Source organism: Pseudomonas putida (assembly GCF_028682475.1).
GTDB lineage: Bacteria > Pseudomonadota > Gammaproteobacteria > Pseudomonadales > Pseudomonadaceae > Aquipseudomonas > Aquipseudomonas putida_AG.
On sequence record NZ_JANHLE010000016.1, the window covers coordinates 15,272 to 33,428 of the forward strand.

An 18,157-nucleotide genomic window follows, 5' to 3' on the forward strand; every position below is an offset into this window, starting at 1 on the left:
CTGTGGGAGCGGGCCTTGCCCGCGATGGCCCCAACACGCCCGAAGGAAACCGCCCATGAACCACGACGTCATCATCACCTGCGCCCTGACCGGCGCCGGTGACACCGCCAGCAAGAGCCACCTGGTCCCCGTCACCCCCAAACAGATCGCCGCAGCCGCCGTGGAAGCAGCCAAAGCCGGTGCCACGGTAGTCCACTGCCACGTCCGCGACCCGCAAACCGGCCGCTTCAGCCGCGATGTCGCGCTGTACCGCGAAGTGATGGAACGCATCCGCGAAGCCGATGTGGACATCATCGTCAACCTCACTGCCGGTATGGGCGGCGACCTGGAAATCGGCCCAGGCGAAACACCGCTAGAGTTCGGCGCGGGCACCGACCTGATCGGCGCGCTGGAGCGCCTGGCGCATGTCGAGGCACTGTTACCAGAGATCTGCACCCTGGACTGCGGCACCCTCAACTTCGGCGACGGCAACAGCATCTATGTTTCCACCCCGGCCCAATTGCGTGCCGGCGCCAAGCGCATCACCGAACTGGGGGTCAAAGCCGAGCTGGAAATCTTCGACACCGGCCACCTGTGGTTCGCCAAACAGATGATCAAGGAAGGTTTGCTCGACGACCCACTGTTCCAGCTGTGCCTGGGCATTCCCTGGGGCGCGCCGGCCGACACCACCACCATGAAAGCCATGGTCGACAACCTGCCTGCGGGCGTGACCTGGGCTGGCTTCGGTATTGGCCGCATGCAGATGCCCATGGCTGCGCAGGCGGTGCTGCTCGGCGGCAACGTGCGTGTAGGCCTGGAGGACAACCTGTACCTGGACAAAGGCGTATTGGCCAGCAACGGCCAATTGGTCGAACGCGCCACGGAAATCCTCAGCCGCCTCGGCGCACGGGTGCTTACCCCTGCTGAAGGCCGCGCGAAAATGAACCTGAGCCGTCGCTGATTGCAGGAGTTAATGATGAGTTTTATTACCGAGATCAAGACCTTTGCAGCCCTGGGCAGTGGCGTGATCGGCAGCGGCTGGGTCGCCCGCGCCCTGGCCCACGGCCTCGATGTAGTGGCCTGGGACCCGGCGCCCGGCGCTGAAGCGGCGCTGCGCCAACGTATCGCCAAAGCCTGGTCGGCCCTGGAAAAACAGGGCCTGGCGCCCGGTGCGGCACAGGATCGCCTGCGCTTCGTCGCAACCATCGAGGAGTGCGTGCGCGATGCCGACTTCATCCAGGAGAGCGCCCCCGAGCGCCTCGACCTCAAGCTCGACCTGCACAGCAAGATCAGCGCGGCGGCCAAGCCTAACGCACTGATCGGTTCCAGTACTTCGGGCCTTTTGCCCAGTGAGTTCTACGAATCGGCAACCCATCCTGAACGCTGTGTGGTCGGCCACCCATTCAACCCGGTGTACCTGTTGCCGCTGGTGGAAATCGTCGGCAGCAACAAGACCGCACCTGAAGCCATCGAGGCGGCCAAAACGGTCTATAGCGCCTTGGGCATGCGGCCGCTGCATGTACGCAAGGAAGTCCCCGGCTTTATCGCCGACCGCCTGCTCGAAGCGCTGTGGCGCGAAGCCCTGCACCTGGTCAACGACGGCGTGGCGACCACCGGCGAGATCGACGATGCCATCCGCTTTGGCGCCGGTTTGCGCTGGTCGTTCATGGGCACCTTTCTCACCTACACCCTGGCCGGTGGCGATGCCGGCATGCGTCACTTCATGGCGCAGTTCGGCCCGGCGCTACAACTGCCATGGACCTACCTGCCGGCGCCGGAGCTGACTGATGGCTTGATCGACGCTGTGGTCGAAGGCACCAGCGAACAGCTGGGTGAACGCAGCATCAGTTCGCTGGAGCGCTATCGTGATGATTGCCTGCTGGCCGTGCTGGAGGCGGTAAAAACCACCAAGGCCAAGCACGGCATGGCCTTCAGCGACTGACCGGAGCCCTCGGATGCCCGCATTGATCACCTACCAAACCCCAGTCCAGGCGGACTGGGTCGACTACAACGGGCATCTGCGCGATGCCTTTTACTTGCTGATTTTCAGTTACGCCACCGATGCGTTCATGGACCGCATCGGCCTGGATAGCGACAACCGCAGCGCCAGCGGCAACTCGCTGTTTACCCTGGAGTGTCACCTGAACTACCTGCATGAGGTGAAACTGGGTACCGATGTCTGGGTGCAAACCCAGGTCATCGGCTTTGATCGCAAGCGCCTGCACCTGTATCACAGCCTGCACCGTGAAGGCTTTGCCGAGGCGTTGGCGGCCAGTGAGCAGATGCTGCTGCATGTGGACCTCGCCGGGCCGCGCTCGGCGCCGTTTGCGCCGGGGGTGGTGGAGCGTTTGCAGGGGATTGTTGATGAGCAGATTGATCTGCCAGCGGCCGAGTTTGTTGGGCGGCTGATTGGGTTGCCAGGCTGAAAGCCTTACCCGAAAACGACCTGTTCTTAGGTAAAGCAGCCATTGCGACATTCTGCCCTTGCCGCCCTGCACCGCTGCCCACAGAATCGACTGACGATCACACCTGCAAACAAGGACAACAGCCATGATGCATGCGGATTTGATTGATCAAGACGACCTGCTGGGGCAGTTGCGTGCCCTGGGTTTCGAGATGCCGAGCGACGCCAGCGCCGAACAGGCCTGCGAGTACGCAGTCCGCGGCTTGAGCGAACCGCGGGCCAAAGCCCTGAAGGGCATGGTCGAGCAAATGTACACCGGCAATGCGACCATCCTGCCCGCTGTGCGTCAGGCGATCGAAAAGCAGCTTTTGCCGGCGTTGGCGCAATTCCAGAATCGCTGAAAGCATCGCGGGGCAAGCCCGCTCCCTGTGGGAGCGGGCTTGCCCCGCGATGAATCCAACCTGGCCTAGAGCCTCACACTGGCAAACGTCGACTCATTACGCGCCTGGCTCAGCGCCGACATCGGCCCCGCCAGCGGCGACAGCACCAACGCCTGTGGAATCGGCATCATCGCCACTTGTTGCGCGGTATTGGAACCCACACGCTCATCACGCGGCGGAATACCGAAGTACTCGCGATAGCACTTGGAGAAGTGCGGCGTGGAGACAAAACCGCACACCGAGGCCACCTCGATGATCGACATCGGCGTCTGCTTGAGCAGTTGCCGGGCGCGAATCAGGCGCAGCTTCAGGTAGTAGCGCGACGGCGAGCAGTGCAGGTACTTCTGGAACAGGCGCTCAAGCTGGCGGCGCGATACCGACACATACACCGCCAGTTCGTCGAGGTCGATCGGCTCTTCCAGGTTGGCTTCCATCAGCGCGACGATTTCCTGCAGCTTCGGCTGATTGGTGCCGAGCATGTGCTTGAGCGGCACGCGCTGGTGATCCTGCTCGTTGCGGATGCGCTCGTAGACGAACATCTCGGAGATCGCGGCCGACAGCTCGCGACCATGATCGCGGCTGATCAGGTGCAGCATCATGTCCAGCGGCGCGGTACCACCGGAGCTGGTAAAGCGGTTACGGTCGAGGGTGAACAGCCGGGTACTCATGCTCACCCGCGGGAAAGCTTCTTGCATCGCCGCCAGGCATTCCCAGTGCACGCTGCAATCGAAACCGTCGAGCAGACCGGCGCACGCCAGCGCCCAGCTGCCGGTGCACACCGCCCCCAGACGGCGCGACTGACGCGCCTGGCTCTGTAGCCAGGTCACGTGCTCGCGGGTCACGGTACGCTGAATGCCAATACCGCCGCAGACAATCACGGTGTCCAGGGGCGGCGCCTTGTGCATGGCTGCATCGGGCGTGATCTGCAAGCCGTCGCTGGCCCACACCTGACCACCATCCACACTCAAGGTGCTCCAGCGGTACAGCTCACGGCCGGACAGCTGGTTGGCCATGCGCAGCGGTTCGACTGCAGAGGCCAGGGAGATAAGCGTGAAGTTATCCAGCAGCAGGAAGCCGATGGATTGGGGTGTGCGGTTCTGGGTTGGGGTCCCGGAGTTGTACGACGTCATCGCGGTATCTCCTCACACAATGCAGGGTGCGCCTCAGGCAGGCACGGGCTTTTTTTGTCATGGCCCCGTTTCGGATGCAGGGGCTTTGCCAATCACAACGCAAATGCCATGCCTGAAATTGAATGGGCATTCAATAAAACCCAAAAGCGACGTCGCGCAGCGTCTAACTGGCCTTTGTTGCGAAAGCGGGTTTTAAACGCGAAGGACCGTGCTAGCGCCGCTGCGTAGGAAACATGAGCAATTCGGTAGCACTTGTGGGAAGGATGCTCAGAAACGACATCGGCGAGTGTCACCCCAGGCGCCAATGACCGGGGTGACAGGCGTTTATCGAGGAGGTATCAAGTGCTGCGCTAAAAGGTGGCACGCATGAGCATAAACGGCGCAGGCCGGGTTAACACTCAATGGCGTTGACCGCCAGACCACCGCGCGAGGTCTCCTTGTATTTGTCGTGCATGTCGGCGCCGGTGTCGCGCATGGTGCGGATCACCCGGTCGAGCGAGATGAAGTGTTCGCCGTCACCGCGCAGCGCCATCTGCGCGGCATTGATCGCCTTCACCGCAGCGATGGCATTGCGCTCGATGCATGGCACCTGGACTAGCCCACCAACCGGGTCGCAAGTGAGTCCGAGGTTATGTTCAAGGCCGATTTCCGCGGCGTTTTCCAGCTGTGCCGGGGTCGCACCGAGTACTTCGGCAAGGCCCGCCGCGGCCATCGCACAGGCCGAACCGACCTCGCCCTGGCAGCCCACCTCGGCACCGGATATCGATGCGTTCTTCTTGCACAGGATGCCCACCGCTGCCGCCGCCAGGAAGAAATCGACCACGCAGGCTTCGCTGACCTCGTCGCTAAAGCGCATGTAGTAATGCAGCACTGCCGGAATGATCCCTGCCGCGCCATTGGTCGGTGCCGTGACCATGCGCCCACCGGCGGCGTTTTCCTCATTGACCGCCAGGGCGTAGAGGTTGACCCACTCCATGGCGCTCAAGGTCGAGCCGATCACATTGGGTTTGTTCAGCTCCTGCAGGCTGCGATAGAGCTTGGCCGCCCGACGCTTCACATTCAGCCCGCCAGGCAGAATCCCTTCATATTTCAGACCGTTTTCGACACAGGCCTGCATGGCCTGCCAGAGCTTGAGCAAGCCGGCGCGAATCTCCGCTTCGCTACGCCAGACCTTCTCGTTTTCCAGCATCAGTTGCGACACGCGCAGGTCGTTTTTCTTGCACAGCTCCAGCAGTTCTACAGCGCTGTTGAAATCGTAGGGGAGCACGGTGTTATCGGCATCCAGCACACCACTGGCAGCCTGCGCCGCATCCACCACAAAGCCGCCGCCGACCGAGTAATAGGTATCGCGATGCAGCTCGCCCGCCGCGCCTTCAGCGATCAGGGTCATGGCGTTGGGGTGATAAGGCAGGTTCTCGTCGAGCAGCAGCATGTCGCGCGCCCAGATAAAGCCGACTTCCAGCCGGCCATCAAGCAGCAAAGTGTCTGTTTCGCGCAGTGCAGCGATGCGCAGGCCGATTTGCGCCGGGTCGATGGCGTCCGGCCATTCGCCCATCAGACCCATGATCACCGCATTGTCGCTGCCGTGACCGATACCCGTCGCCGACAACGAACCGTACAGGCGCACCTCGATGCGGCGCACCTGCTCGAGCTCACCGCGTTCACGCAGGCCCTGGACGAATAACGCCGCGGCCCGCATGGGCCCGACGGTATGAGAGCTGGACGGGCCGACGCCAATCTTGAACAGGTCGAACACACTGATGGCCATGCCACCTACCTCCTGATTGAGCAGCCACCCCCAAGCCAGGCCAAGGGCGTTGCAACTGCTACGCTAAATAGGCGGCAATCCGCCGAATTCGCGCATCATCAGGCTTTTGAGCGGACTTCTGACGTCTACAACCGACGCGTTCTTGCCCAGCAACGCCGCCAGCTGTCACGAGCGTTTCTGCGCCGTTTTTTTGCGGTGCAGAACCTGCAAAACCGCGTTTACGGGCTGATAAAAATCTGTAAACGACCTCATCGACACTGGATGCGACCCTGTCTGTACTGGATACGACGCACCCTGTAGGCGTTTGATTTTCGCTGTTAGATGATCGGTATCGACTCGATTGCACGGCACCTGTCCCGCTATCGCCCGATAGTCCGGCCCGACCGAATGCAAACCATAAAGCACGGCGGTCCCGTGGGACATCCGAGAAAAAACATCAGGAGTCCATCGCATGAAAGGTTCACCCTCGCTATTGCTGACCGCGCTACTGAGTGTGCCGCTGCTGGCCCAGGCCGCCGAGCCCGAGCAGTGTCATACCGTCAACTTCTCCGATGTCGGCTGGACCGATATCACCGTGACCACCGCGGTGACCAGCGTAGTCCTGCAATCGCTGGGCTACAAAACCAAGACCACCATGATTTCGGTGCCGGTGACCTACAAGTCGCTGGCCGACGGCAAGAATATGGATGTGTTCCTCGGCAACTGGATGCCGACCATGGAAAACGACATCAAGCAGTACCGGGATGCCGGTACGGTGGAAACCGTGCGGGCCAACCTGGAAAACGCCAAGTACACCCTGGCCGTGCCGCAGGCCCTGTATGACAAAGGCCTGAAGAACTTCGCCGACATTGCCAAGTTCAAGAAGGAACTGGACGGCAAGATCTATGGCATCGAACCGGGCAACGACGGCAACCGCACCATCCAGAGCATGATCGACAAGAACGCCTTCGGCCTGAAAGACGCCGGTTTCAAGGTGGTCGAGTCCAGCGAAGCCGGCATGCTCTCGCAGGTTGAACGGGCCCAGCGCCGCGACACCGCGGTGGTGTTCCTGGGCTGGGAACCGCACCCGATGAACACCCGTTTCAAGATGAAGTACCTCGACGGCGGCGATGATTTCTTCGGCCCCGAATACGGCAAAGCCACCGTGCTCACCAATACCCGCAAGGGTTATGCGCAGGAATGCAGCAACGTCGGCCAGTTGCTGAAAAACCTGTCCTTCACCCTGGACATGGAAAGCACCCTGATGGGCAACGTCCTGGACGACAAGATGAAACCCGACGCAGCCGCCAAAGCCTGGCTGAAAAACAACCCTCAGGTACTCGATACCTGGCTGGCAGGGGTTACCACCGTTGACGGCAAACCGGGCCTGGAGGCGGTCAAGGCCAAACTCACGCAGTAAGCACTGCCTGCGGCGGGCTGGCCCCGCCGCAGGCTGTCTTCAATTTTTTGCAGGTGGACGCTCGCTATCATGCTGATCGATGAAAAACTCCCTCTGGGCCAGTACATCGCAGGCTTCGTTGAATGGTTGACGCAACACGGCGCCAACTACTTCGATGCTTTCGCTGCGGCACTGGAATACATGATCCACGGTGTAACCGGGGCACTGACCTGGTTCAATCCCTTCGTCCTGATCGGCCTGATTGCAGTGATCGCGCACCTGATCCAGCGCAAATGGGCGCTGACCGTTTTCTGCGTGCTGTCATTTCTGCTGATCCTCAACCTCGGTTATTGGCAGGAAACCATGGAAACCCTGGCCCAGGTGCTGTTCGCCACCCTGGTCTGCGTGGCCATCGGCGTACCGCTGGGCATCCTCGCCGCGCACAAACCGCTGTTCTACACCGCCATGCGCCCGGTCCTCGACCTGATGCAGACGGTCCCCACCTTCGTGTACCTGATCCCGACCCTGACCCTGTTCGGTCTGGGCGTGGTCCCCGGGCTGATCTCGACGGTGGTGTTCGCCATCGCCGCACCGATCCGCCTGACCTACCTGGGTATCTGTGATGTGCCCCAGGAACTGCTCGATGCCGGTAAAGCGTTCGGCTGCTCACGCCGCCAGTTGCTGTCGCGCATCGAACTGCCCCACGCCATGCCGAGCATCGCTGCTGGCGTCACCCAATGCATCATGCTGTCGCTGTCGATGGTGGTGATTGCCGCCTTGGTGGGCGCCGATGGTCTGGGCAAACCTGTAGTCAACGCACTGAACACTGCCGATATTGCCTTGGGCTTCGAAGCGGGTCTGGCGATCGTACTGCTGGCGATCATGCTCGACCGTATCTGCAAACAACCCGACGTAGCGGTAAGGAGTGAAGCATGAGCATTATTCGCTTCGAAGATGTAGACGTTATCTTCTCCAGCCGACCGCGTGAGGCCCTCAGCCTGCTAGACCAAGGCCTTTCGCGGGAGCAGATCCTGAAAAAAACCGGGTTGGTAGTCGGCGTGGAAAAGGCCAACCTGGATATCAACAAAGGCGAAATCTGCGTGCTGATGGGCCTGTCCGGTTCCGGCAAGTCGAGCTTGCTGCGCTGCATCAACGGTCTTAACACGGTCAGCCGCGGCAAATTGTTCGTCGAGCACGAAGGCTCGCATATCGACATCGCCCATTGCACCCCGGCGGAACTGAAGATGATGCGCACCAAGCGCATCGCCATGGTGTTCCAGAAGTTCGCCCTGATGCCCTGGCTGACGGTGCGCGAGAACATCAGCTTCGGCCTGGAAATGCAGGGGCGCCCGGAGAAAGAGCGGCGCAAGCTGGTCGACGAGAAACTCGAACTGGTCGGCCTGACGCAATGGCGCAACAAGAAGCCCGATGAACTCTCAGGCGGCATGCAGCAACGCGTCGGTCTGGCCCGTGCGCTGGCCATGGACGCCGACATCCTGCTGATGGACGAACCCTTCTCCGCTCTCGACCCGCTGATCCGTCAGGGCCTGCAGGACGAGCTGCTGGAGCTGCAGCGCAAGCTGAGCAAGACCATCGTCTTCGTCAGCCACGACCTGGACGAAGCACTGAAACTGGGCAGCCGCATCGCCATCATGAAAGACGGCAAGATCATCCAGTACAGCAAGCCCGAAGAGATCGTCCTCAACCCGGCCGACGAATATGTACGGACCTTCGTCGCCCATACCAACCCGCTCAACGTCCTGTGTGGTCGCAGCCTGATGCGCACCCTGGACAAGTGCAAGCGCATCAACGGTTCGGTGTGCATCGATCCGGGTGGTGACTCGTGGCTGGACCTGGCCGAAGGCAACACCATCAAGGGCGCGCGTCAGGGTGCTACGGGGATGGACCTGCAGAACTGGGCACCGGGGGAAGCGGTAGAGGAGTTAGCCCGCAAGCCAACCTTGGTCAGTGCCAGCATCGGTATGCGTGAAGCACTGCAGATTCGCTATCAGACCGGTAACAAACTGGTGCTGCAGGAGGGTAATACCGTGGTGGGTATTCTCGGTGACAGCGAGCTGTATCACGCGCTGCTGGGCAAGAATCTGGGGTGAATGCTATCGCGGGGCAAGCCCGCTCCCACAGGGATCACCTAAATCCCGGTGGGAGCGGGCGTGCCCCGCGATAGAGGAGCATCAACGAACGACGATCCCCTGCTTGGCCATGAACGCCTTGGCCTCTGGCACCGTGTACTCGCCAAAGTGGAAGATGCTCGCCGCCAGCACTGCGCTGGCATGACCTTCAAGAATCCCGTCGGCCAGGTGCTGCAGGTTGCCCACACCACCGGACGCAATCACCGGAATCCCCAGGGCATCGCTGATGGCCCGGGTTACGCCCAGGTCAAAGCCGTTCTTCATGCCGTCCTGATCCATGCTGGTCAGCAGGATCTCACCGGCACCCAGGCCTTCCATCTTCTTCGCCCACTCCACCGCGTCCAGGCCAGTCGGCTTGCGACCGCCGTGGGTGAAGATTTCCCAGCGCGGGGTTTCGCCCGGGCCGGAGACCTTCTTGGCGTCGATGGCAACCACGATGCACTGCGAACCAAAGTGCGCGGCAGCCTCGCCAACGAACTCCGGGTTGAACACTGCGGCAGTGTTGATCGAGACCTTGTCGGCACCGGCATTGAGCAGGTTGCGGATGTCCTGCACGGTACGCACGCCGCCGCCCACGGTCAGCGGGATGAACACCTGACTGGCCATGCGCTCGACGGTATGCAGGGTGGTGTCACGGCCATCGACGCTGGCGGTGATGTCGAGGAAGGTGATTTCGTCAGCGCCCTGCTCATCGTAGCGCCGGGCGATCTCGACCGGATCACCGGCATCGCGGATGTTCTCGAACTTGACGCCCTTGACCACACGGCCGTTGTCCACGTCCAGGCAAGGGATGATGCGCTTGGCCAGTGCCATGTCGGAGTCCTCAGCCTTGGTAGCTGTCGCAGAAGGCTTGTGCCTCGGCGACATCCAGGGTGCCTTCGTAGATGGCGCGGCCGGTGATCGCACCGATGATGCCTGGCGCCTTGGCGTCGAGCAGGGCCTTGATGTCACCGAGGTTGTGGATACCGCCGGAGGCGATGACCGGAATCTTGGTGGCGGCGGCCAGAGCTGCGGTGAAAGGCACGTTGCAGCCTTGCATCATGCCGTCTTTGGCGATGTCGGTGTAGACGATGGCCGAGACGCCGTCAGCTTCGAAACGCTTGGCCAGGTCGATGACCTGCACCGAGCTGACTTCAGCCCAGCCGTCGGTGGCAACGAAGCCGTCTTTGGCGTCGAGGCCGACAATCACTTTGCCCGGGAACGCGCGGCAGGCTTCGGCGACGAACTCCGGCTCTTTAACCGCCTTGGTGCCGATGATCACGTAGCTGACGCCGGCCTTGACGTAATGCTCGATGGTTTCCAACGAACGGATGCCGCCACCGATCTGGATCGGCAGGTTCGGGTAGCGCTTGGCAATCGCGGTAACCACTTCGCCGTTGACCGGCTGGCCTTCGAAGGCGCCGTTGAGGTCAACCAGATGCAGACGGCGGCAGCCGCCCTCGACCCACTTGGCGGCCATGCTCACCGGGTCGTCGGAGAAAACCGTGGAATCTTCCATGCGGCCTTGGCGCAGGCGTACGCAAGCACCGTCCTTGAGATCGATAGCGGGGATAATCAGCATCTGCAAAACCTGTCTATTCGGTAAACAGTGATGCCCGGGAAGTCAGTTCTTCTCGAGCGCCCACAGGTCGCTTTCAATGCTTTCGAACCGTTCCTTGAGGTGGTTCTGCACATCGAAAATCGCCCTGTTGTAGTAGTGCGGGGCAATCTCTTTGGTAAACAGGTCCAGCACCTCGGCGACCTCGAACGACCCCAGTTGCAGCTCGAAACGGTCTTCGAGAAAGCGCTTGAGAACATCCAGCGCTTCACGTTCCTGTTCCGCGGCGAGGGTGAGAATCGGTGCCTTGGTCCTGGACTTGCTCATTACCAGCGGCCGTCCCAGGCGGCGAAGTTCTGCAGCAGCTGCAGGCCATGGGTATGGCTCTTCTCCGGATGGAACTGCACGGCAAAACGCGAACCTTCGGCCAGCGCGGCGGCGAAATCGACGCCATAGTGACCGCGACCCACCACCTGCACGGCCTTGGCCGCGGTGATGTAGTAGCTGTGGACGAAGTAGAAACGCGCCAGGTCAGGGATGTTGTGCCACAGCGGGTGCTCGATGGCCTGGGTGACTTCGTTCCAGCCCATGTGCGGCACCTTGAGGTGCTCGCCGTCTTCGTGCAGGTCTTTGCCGAAGAACTTCACCTGGCCCGGGAACAGGCCGATGCAGTCGACACCGTCGTTCTCTTCGCTGTGATCAAGCAGCGCCTGCATGCCGACGCAAATGCCGAGGAACGGACGGTCCTGGCTGACTTCACGCACCAGGCTGTCGAAGCCCAGGCGGCGAATCTCGGCCATGCAGTCGCGAATCGCGCCGACACCCGGGAACACCACACGATCAGCCTCGCGGATCACCGCAGCATCGCTGGTGATCAGCACCTTGCCGGCGCCGACGTGCTCCAGGGCCTTGGCCACCGAGTGCAGATTGCCCATGCCATAGTCGATAACGGCAACTGTCTGCATTACAGGCAACCCTTGGTCGATGGCATCTGCCCGGCCATGCGCTCGTCCAGCTCGATGGCCATGCGCAGCGCGCGGCCGAACGCCTTGAACACCGTCTCGATCTGGTGGTGGGTGTTGTGCCCACGCAGGTTGTCGATGTGCAGGGTGACGTTGGCGTGGTTGACGAAGCCCTGGAAGAATTCCTGGAACAGGTCGACATCGAAACCGCCCACCGAGGCGCGGGTGTAGGGTACGTGCATCTGCAGGCCGGGACGGCCGGAGAAGTCGATGACCACACGCGACAGGGCTTCATCCAGCGGCACATAGGCATGGCCGTAGCGGCGGATGCCCTTCTTGTCGCCGATGGCCTGATTGAAGGCCTGGCCGAGGGTGATACCGACGTCTTCGACGGTATGGTGATCGTCGATATGCAGGTCGCCCTTGCACTCGATGTCCAGATCAATCAACCCATGTCGGGCGATTTGGTCGAGCATGTGTTCAAGGAAAGGCACGCCGATATCAAATCGGGCCTTGCCGCTGCCATCCAGGTTGATCGAGGCCTTGATCTGGGTCTCCAGAGTATTGCGCTCGACGGAAGCCTTACGTTCGACCATCACCAGCTCCGCAAAATCATTGGGCGAAAAAGGCGATCATTATAGGCCTAGAAGCGCGTGGCATGAAACGAAGATGACATGTGGCAGGGGATTTACCTGCCACATGATGATTTTCTGCAACTTCCAATCAGAACAGAGGGGTCAGTTGAACAGCACTGCGGTTTTTTGCAGTGTCACCCAGATACCCCAGGCCAGCGGAATCCCCACCACCAGCCAGGCAGCCACCACCAACGGCAGGCTACCCGGCGCTGCGTGCCACTCCAGCACCCGGGCATTACCGTTGCTCTGGTCATGGCCCAGCGCCTGTTCGGCCGCCAGTTGCGCATCGGTCATGAAGTACTTGTCGGCCACCGGGCGTACCAATGTATTGCAGACAAACCCCAGCACCAGCAGGCCGGCCAGGATGTACAGGGTGATGTCATACACGGCCGCACGCTCCACACCCAGCGCCAATTGGTATTCACGCAGGTAGGTAATCAGCACTGGCCCCAGCACGCCGGCAGCAGCCCAGGCGGTCAGAAGGCGACCATGAATGGCGCCGACCATCTGCGTGCCGAACAGGTCGGCCAGATAGGCTGGCACAGTAGCGAAACCGCCGCCGTACATCGACAGGATGATGCAGAACGCTGCCACGAACAGGGCGATATTGCCCAGATGCCCCATGTTCGGCACCAGCGCATACAGGGCAACACCCAGGGCGAAGAAGGCAAAATAGGTGTTCTTGCGCCCGATATAGTCGGAGAACGAAGCCCAGAAAAACCGCCCGCCAATGTTGAACAGGCTCAAAAGCCCGGTGAACCCGGCCGCGATGGCGGCAATTTGCGCCAGTTGCGCGGTATTGAGCTCGCTGAAGCTCAGGTCATTACCAAGCAATTTGCCGGCGAACACTTCCTGCAGCAGGGGTGAGGCCATGCCCAGAATACCGATGCCCGCCGATACGTTCAGGCAAAGCACCAGCCAGATCAGCACAAACTGTGGCGTTTTCCACGCGACGCTCACATGCACGTGACGATGAGTGATCATCGCATTGCTGGCTTTCTTCAACGGTGCGCTCCAGCCTTCAGGCTTCCAGCCGGTAGGCGGCACGCGATAGGCCAAGGCACCGCCGATCATGAACACGAAGTAGATCACCGCCATCACCACGAAGCTCTGCCAGACGCCTACGCCTTCAGGGCTGGCGAAGTGGTTCATCAGCGCTGCCGCCAGCGGCGCTCCAACCATGGCACCGCCGCCAAAGCCCATGATCGCCATGCCGGTAGCCATGCCGCGCTTGTCGGGGAACCACTTGATCAGGGTCGAAACCGGCGAGATATAGCCCAGACCCAGGCCGATACCACCGATCACGCCCGAGCCCAGCCACATCAGCCAGAGCTGGTGGGTATAGATGCCGAACGCCGAAATCAGCAGACCACCGCACCAGCACAGCGCCGAAACCACCCCGGCCTTGCGCGGCCCGGCGTGCTCAAGCCAGCCACCCCAGATAGCGGCGGAGCAACCGAGGAACACAAAGAACAGGGTATAGATCCAGCTCAGCATCGAAATCTGCCAGTCACACTCGGCACTGAACAGGCGGGCGAAAAAGCTCATGTCCGGTGCACAGGCGACCGGCGCGGTAATACCAAGGGCCTGCGACAGCGGCAACCAGAACACCGAAAAACCATAGGCCATGCCAATGCACAGGTGAATCGCCAGCGCCGCCGGTGGCACCAGCCAGCGGTTGAAACCAGGCGCGGCGATGATCCGCTCTTTGGACAGAAAACCAGGGCTGCTGGTTAGCGTGCCTGCCGTGATGCTGCTGTTCATTATTGTGTTCCCCGCGTAGAGATGGTCAGCTCACGGCTCACGACCTTGGCCCATAGGCAACTGATCGTTTTTTGGCACAATTGCCCTGTAAAACGCGACAAATCGCCGCACAAGGGCCTGTGAGCGGCGCAAGAGTAGCATTAGCCTCTGCCTTTGAAAGCAATCTGATACCGTCTTTTGTTCAGCAGCTGATTGCTGTGCACAAGGAACTGTCATCCCCATCGCGGTCGAAGTCCTGAGCAAATCAGGCCAGCGCTGTAGGAGAAATCCGCAGTAATCCTTGCGCATCGCCAGCGACGCCAAGCGCAGCGCTATACTCTGCGGCTAAATTTTAGAATCGAACTACAAGGACTCGCCCATGAAAGCGTTCGGCAAAATCCTGGGGCTGGTGCTTCTCGGGCTGTTGCTGATCATTGTGGCTCTGGGATTTGCCCTGACCCACCTCTTCGATCCCAACGACTACAAAGACGAGATTCGCCAGCTGGCGCGCGATAAAGCCCACGTCGAGCTGACACTCAATGGCGATATCGGCTGGAGCCTGTTCCCCTGGCTGGGTCTGGAGCTGCATGAAGCCAGCATCGCCACCCTGAACAACCCGAAAGTGCCGTTTGCCGACCTGCAGATGCTCGGCCTTTCAGTGCGCGTCCTGCCATTGTTGCGCCGTGAAGTGCAGATGAGCGACGTGCGCGTCGAAGGCCTGAACCTCAGCCTGAGCCGCGACGAGCACGGCCACGGCAACTGGGAAGACATCGGCAAGCCATTGCCAACCGCCGCCGCAGCCCCTGCCGACGGCGCTACCCCGGCACCCGCTGACGAAGCCACGGCCAAAGCCCAGAGCAAGAGCGACAGCAACGAGCGGCCGGTCAAGCTGGATATCGACAGCCTGACCGTGAACAACGCCCGGGTTCAGTACAGCGATGCCCGCAGCGGCCAGACCTTTGGCGCCGAAAGCATCCAGCTGAGCACCGGCGCGGTACACGAAGGGGTGAACATCCCGCTGAAAATGACCGCGTTTGTCAGCGTCGGGCAGCCGGTACTCAAAGCCCGCACGGAACTCAACGGCGAGCTGCGTTTCGACCGCCGCCTCAAGCGCTACCAGTTCGAAGACATGAAACTCAGCGGCGAAGCCTCCGGCGAGCCCCTGCAGGGCAAGCCCCTGACCTTCGCTGCCCAGGGCCAGTTGCTGGTCGACCTGGCGGCCAACGTCGCCGAATGGAACGGCCTGAAACTCTCGGCCAACCAGTTGCGCGCCCTGGGCGAGCTGAACCTGCGTGACCTGGACAAAACCCCGCAACTGACCGGTGGCCTGTCCATCGCCCAGCTCAACCTGCGCACCTTCCTCGACAGCATTGGCATTGCGTTGCCGGCCACCACTGACGTCAGCGCACTGAACAGCTTCGAAATGGTCAGCCGCCTGCAAGGCAGCCCCAACAGCCTGGCCCTGGAAGACCTGGCCGTAAAACTCGATGGCAGCGCCTTCAGCGGTCGTCTGGCGGTCGAGGACTTCGCCAAACAGGCCCTGCGCATCCAGTTGAAGGCCGACAAGTTCGACGCCGACCGCTATATGCCGGCCAAGAGCGAAGCCGCAGCCAGCGCCACGGCGGCGCGCCAGGCCGAGGTCAAGAGCAAGGAGCAAAGCGCCCTGGCCAGTGCCGGTAACACGCCGCTGCCCGACGCCCCGACCCAGGTGGCCTGGAGCAACGACAAACTGTTGCCGGTCGATCGCCTGCGCCAGCTCGACCTGCAGGCTGACCTGAGCTTCGGCCTGCTGACCCTGGAAAAACTGCCGATCGAAAACGCCCACCTCAAGACTCAGGGCCAAGGCGGTCTGATCACCCTGGAAACCCTGCGCGGCGGCCTTTATGACGGCGACTTTGAAACCAGGGGCACCCTGGATGTGCGCCCGGCCGTCCCGCAGATCGGCCTCATCACCAAGGTCAACCGGGTGCCGGTCGAGCACTTCATCAAGAGCCAGACCGAAACCCCGCCGGTCAAAGGCCTGCTGACCCTGAACAGCGACCTGACCGCCACCGGCAACAGCCAGAAGGCGCTGATCGACACCCTCAATGGCAACGCCAGCTTTGTCATCAACGACGGCATCCTGGTCAACGCCAACCTTGAACAACAGCTCTGCCAGGCCATCGCCACCCTCAACCGCAAGACCCTGAGCAGCGAACCGCGTGGCAAGGACACGCCCTTCCAGGAGCTCAAAGGCAGCCTGGTGCTGCGCAATGGCGTGGCCAGCAACCCTGACCTCAAGGCGCGCATTCCCGGCCTGAGCGTCAACGGCCACGGCGACCTCGACCTGCGCGTGCTGGGCATGGACTACCGGGTCGGCGTGATCGTCGAAGGCGACAAACGCGACATGCCCGATCCGGCCTGCCAGGTCGGCGAGCGCTATGTCGGCCTCGAACTGCCGCTGCGCTGCCGTGGCCCGCTGGAGCTGGGCGCCAAAGCCTGCCGCCTGGACAAAGACGCGCTGGGCAAAGTCGCCGCCAAACTGGCGGGCGACAAAGTCAGCGAAAAACTCAGTGACAAGATCGACGAGAAGCTCGGTGACAAGGTCAGCCCGGAACTCAAGGATGCACTCAAGGGGTTGTTCAAGCGATGAGCCCTGAGCAGTTTTCCAGCGCCGTGCTGGAGTGGTACGACCGTAACGGCCGTCATGACCTGCCCTGGCAACAGGGCATCACGCCTTATCGGGTGTGGGTTTCGGAAATCATGTTGCAGCAGACCCAGGTCAGCACCGTGCTCAATTACTTCGAGCGCTTCATGGCGGCATTGCCAACAGTGCAGGCCCTGGCCGAAGCCCCTGAAGACGAAGTGCTGCACCTGTGGACAGGCCTGGGTTACTACACCCGGGCGCGCAACCTGCAGAAAACCGCGAAGATCGTCGTCGAGCAGTACCGCGGCGAATTCCCCCGCGATGTCGAAAAACTCACCGAGCTGCCCGGCATCGGCCTGTCCACCGCCGGCGCCATTGCCAGCATCAGCATGGGCCTGCGCGCGCCGATCCTCGACGGCAACGTCAAGCGCGTGCTGGCCCGCTACACCGCCCAGGAAGGCTATCCGGGCGAGCCGAAGGTGGCCAAAGCCCTGTGGGCCAATGCCGAACGCTTTACCCCTCATACCCGGGTCAATAACTACACCCAGGCGATGATGGACCTCGGCGCCACCCTGTGTACCCGCAGCAAGCCCAGCTGTCTGCTGTGCCCGCTCAAGCTCGGCTGCGAAGCGCACATGCTCGGCCAGGAGATTCGCTACCCGATCCCCAAACCGCGCAAGGCGCTGCCACAGCGGCGCACGCTGATGCCGCTGCTGGCCAACGGCGAAGGTGCCATCCTGCTTTACCGGCGCCCGTCCACAGGGCTCTGGGGCGGTTTGTGGAGCCTGCCGGAGCTGGACAACCTGGAACAGCTCGACGATCTGGCCGACCAACACGGCCTGCACCTTGCCACCCGCCAGGCGCTGGACGGCCTGACGCACACCTTCAGCCATTTCCAGCTGGCCATCGAACCCTGGCTGGTCCGGGTCGATGACTCCCGGGCCCACGTGGCCGAGGCCGACTGGCTCTGGTATAACCTCGCCACCCCGCCGCGCCTGGGCCTTGCTGCCCCGGTGAAAAAGCTGCTGAAACGCGCGGCCGACGTTTTGATTGCAGGAGAGTCGTGATGACCCGCACCGTAATGTGCCGCAAGTACAAAGAACAATTGCCAGGCCTGGAGCGTCCACCGTACCCGGGCGCCAAGGGCCAGGACATCTACGAGCACATCTCGCAGAAGGCCTGGGCCGACTGGCAGAAAGAGCAGACCATGCTGATCAACGAGAAGCGCCTGAACATGATGAACGCCGAGGACCGCAAATTCCTCCAGGGCGAGATGGACAAGTTCTTCTCCGGTCAGGAATTCGAAAAGGCCGAAGGCTACGTTCCACCGGCCGAATAACCCCGGAAAATCGTAAGCGACGGAATTAATTTAAAAAATTTTCAAAAAGTCGTTGACGTAAATCCG

The 18,157-nt window shown here is 61.5% G+C and carries 18 protein-coding genes; 10 read left to right on the forward strand and 8 right to left on the reverse strand.

The features are described 5' to 3' along the window. The first annotated feature begins 55 nt into the window (after nucleotides 1-55). From NPS47_RS14775 to NPS47_RS14790, 4 genes are all read left to right on the forward strand, one after another. Complete coding sequence (locus NPS47_RS14775; protein WP_274295619.1) at nucleotides 56-940, forward strand: 3-keto-5-aminohexanoate cleavage protein; 885 nt, start codon at nucleotides 56-58, stop codon at nucleotides 938-940. 15 nt (nucleotides 941-955) lie between these two features. Beyond that, complete coding sequence (locus NPS47_RS14780; protein WP_274295620.1) at nucleotides 956-1,921, forward strand: L-carnitine dehydrogenase; 966 nt, start codon at nucleotides 956-958, stop codon at nucleotides 1,919-1,921. A gap of 13 nt (nucleotides 1,922-1,934) precedes the next feature. Continuing rightward, nucleotides 1,935-2,405 carry a thioesterase family protein gene (locus NPS47_RS14785; protein ID WP_274295621.1) on the forward strand — a complete coding sequence of 157 codons (471 nt, stop codon included), beginning with the start codon at nucleotides 1,935-1,937 and terminating at the stop codon, nucleotides 2,403-2,405. Between the two features lie 124 nt (nucleotides 2,406-2,529). Beyond that, a complete protein-coding gene (locus tag NPS47_RS14790; RefSeq protein WP_274295622.1) occupies nucleotides 2,530-2,784 on the forward strand; it encodes a hypothetical protein in 255 nt (84 codons plus the stop codon). 65 nt (nucleotides 2,785-2,849) lie between these two features. Here the strand turns inward: NPS47_RS14790 and NPS47_RS14795 are convergent, their stop codons facing one another. Both NPS47_RS14795 and NPS47_RS14800 read right to left on the reverse strand, forming a co-directional pair. Beyond that, on the reverse strand, nucleotides 2,850-3,953 hold the full coding sequence (locus NPS47_RS14795) for a GlxA family transcriptional regulator (protein ID WP_107025303.1): 1,104 nt from the start codon (nucleotides 3,951-3,953) through the stop codon (nucleotides 2,850-2,852). Between the two features lie 391 nt (nucleotides 3,954-4,344). Next, a complete protein-coding gene (locus NPS47_RS14800) occupies nucleotides 4,345-5,721 on the reverse strand; it encodes an L-serine ammonia-lyase (RefSeq protein WP_274295623.1) in 1,377 nt (458 codons plus the stop codon). Nucleotides 5,722-6,172: 451 nt separating this feature from the next. On the opposite strand from NPS47_RS14800, the gene NPS47_RS14805 reads away from it, so the two are divergent. From NPS47_RS14805 to choV, 3 genes are all read left to right on the forward strand, one after another. Further along, nucleotides 6,173-7,120, forward strand: a complete 948-nt coding sequence (locus NPS47_RS14805) for a choline ABC transporter substrate-binding protein (protein ID WP_274295624.1) — start codon at nucleotides 6,173-6,175, stop codon at nucleotides 7,118-7,120. 66 nt (nucleotides 7,121-7,186) lie between these two features. Further along, the gene (gene choW / locus NPS47_RS14810) at nucleotides 7,187-8,035 is read left to right on the forward strand and encodes a choline ABC transporter permease subunit (RefSeq protein ID WP_274295708.1); all 849 of its coding nucleotides are present in this window, start codon (nucleotides 7,187-7,189) and stop codon (nucleotides 8,033-8,035) included. After that, a complete protein-coding gene (gene choV, locus NPS47_RS14815; RefSeq protein ID WP_274295625.1) occupies nucleotides 8,032-9,210 on the forward strand; it encodes a choline ABC transporter ATP-binding protein in 1,179 nt (392 codons plus the stop codon). Before choW ends, choV begins: the two co-directional genes overlap by 4 nt. A gap of 81 nt (nucleotides 9,211-9,291) precedes the next feature. On the opposite strand, the gene hisF is transcribed toward choV, so the two are convergent. From hisF to NPS47_RS14845, 6 genes are all read right to left on the reverse strand, one after another. Next, entirely contained in the window at nucleotides 9,292-10,062 is a 771-nt protein-coding gene (gene hisF / locus NPS47_RS14820) for an imidazole glycerol phosphate synthase subunit HisF (RefSeq protein ID WP_038605774.1), read from the reverse strand. A 10-nt stretch (nucleotides 10,063-10,072) separates the two neighbouring features. Next, the gene (gene hisA, locus NPS47_RS14825; protein ID WP_007921811.1) at nucleotides 10,073-10,810 is read right to left on the reverse strand and encodes a 1-(5-phosphoribosyl)-5-[(5-phosphoribosylamino)methylideneamino]imidazole-4-carboxamide isomerase; all 738 of its coding nucleotides are present in this window, start codon (nucleotides 10,808-10,810) and stop codon (nucleotides 10,073-10,075) included. 42 nt (nucleotides 10,811-10,852) lie between these two features. Then, nucleotides 10,853-11,113: a DUF2164 domain-containing protein gene (locus NPS47_RS14830; RefSeq protein ID WP_274295626.1), complete on the reverse strand. Its 261-nt coding sequence runs from the start codon at nucleotides 11,111-11,113 to the stop codon at nucleotides 10,853-10,855. After that, nucleotides 11,113-11,751 (reverse strand): imidazole glycerol phosphate synthase subunit HisH, encoded by a 639-nt coding sequence (hisH, locus tag NPS47_RS14835; protein ID WP_274295627.1) that lies wholly within the window; start codon nucleotides 11,749-11,751, stop codon nucleotides 11,113-11,115. The genes NPS47_RS14830 and hisH overlap by 1 nt, the downstream gene beginning before the upstream one ends. Next, nucleotides 11,751-12,344 carry an imidazoleglycerol-phosphate dehydratase HisB gene (hisB, locus tag NPS47_RS14840; RefSeq protein WP_028942262.1) on the reverse strand — a complete coding sequence of 198 codons (594 nt, stop codon included), beginning with the start codon at nucleotides 12,342-12,344 and terminating at the stop codon, nucleotides 11,751-11,753. Before hisB ends, hisH begins: the two co-directional genes overlap by 1 nt. A 141-nt stretch (nucleotides 12,345-12,485) precedes the next feature. Then, nucleotides 12,486-14,147, reverse strand: coding sequence for an OFA family MFS transporter (locus NPS47_RS14845; RefSeq protein ID WP_274295628.1), 1,662 nt, complete (start codon nucleotides 14,145-14,147; stop codon nucleotides 12,486-12,488). 358 nt (nucleotides 14,148-14,505) lie between these two features. Here NPS47_RS14845 and NPS47_RS14850 point away from each other — a divergent pair, with 358 nt between their 5' ends. From NPS47_RS14850 to NPS47_RS14860, 3 genes are read left to right on the forward strand one after another with little or no spacing between them, the layout of a single operon-like run. Next, nucleotides 14,506-16,758, forward strand: a complete 2,253-nt coding sequence (locus NPS47_RS14850) for an AsmA family protein (RefSeq protein WP_274295629.1) — start codon at nucleotides 14,506-14,508, stop codon at nucleotides 16,756-16,758. Next, entirely contained in the window at nucleotides 16,755-17,819 is a 1,065-nt protein-coding gene (gene mutY, locus NPS47_RS14855; protein WP_274295630.1) for an A/G-specific adenine glycosylase, read from the forward strand. Before NPS47_RS14850 ends, mutY begins: the two co-directional genes overlap by 4 nt. Beyond that, nucleotides 17,819-18,091: an oxidative damage protection protein gene (locus NPS47_RS14860; RefSeq protein ID WP_038605754.1), complete on the forward strand. Its 273-nt coding sequence runs from the start codon at nucleotides 17,819-17,821 to the stop codon at nucleotides 18,089-18,091. Before mutY ends, NPS47_RS14860 begins: the two co-directional genes overlap by 1 nt. Nucleotides 18,092-18,157 lie beyond the last annotated feature (66 nt).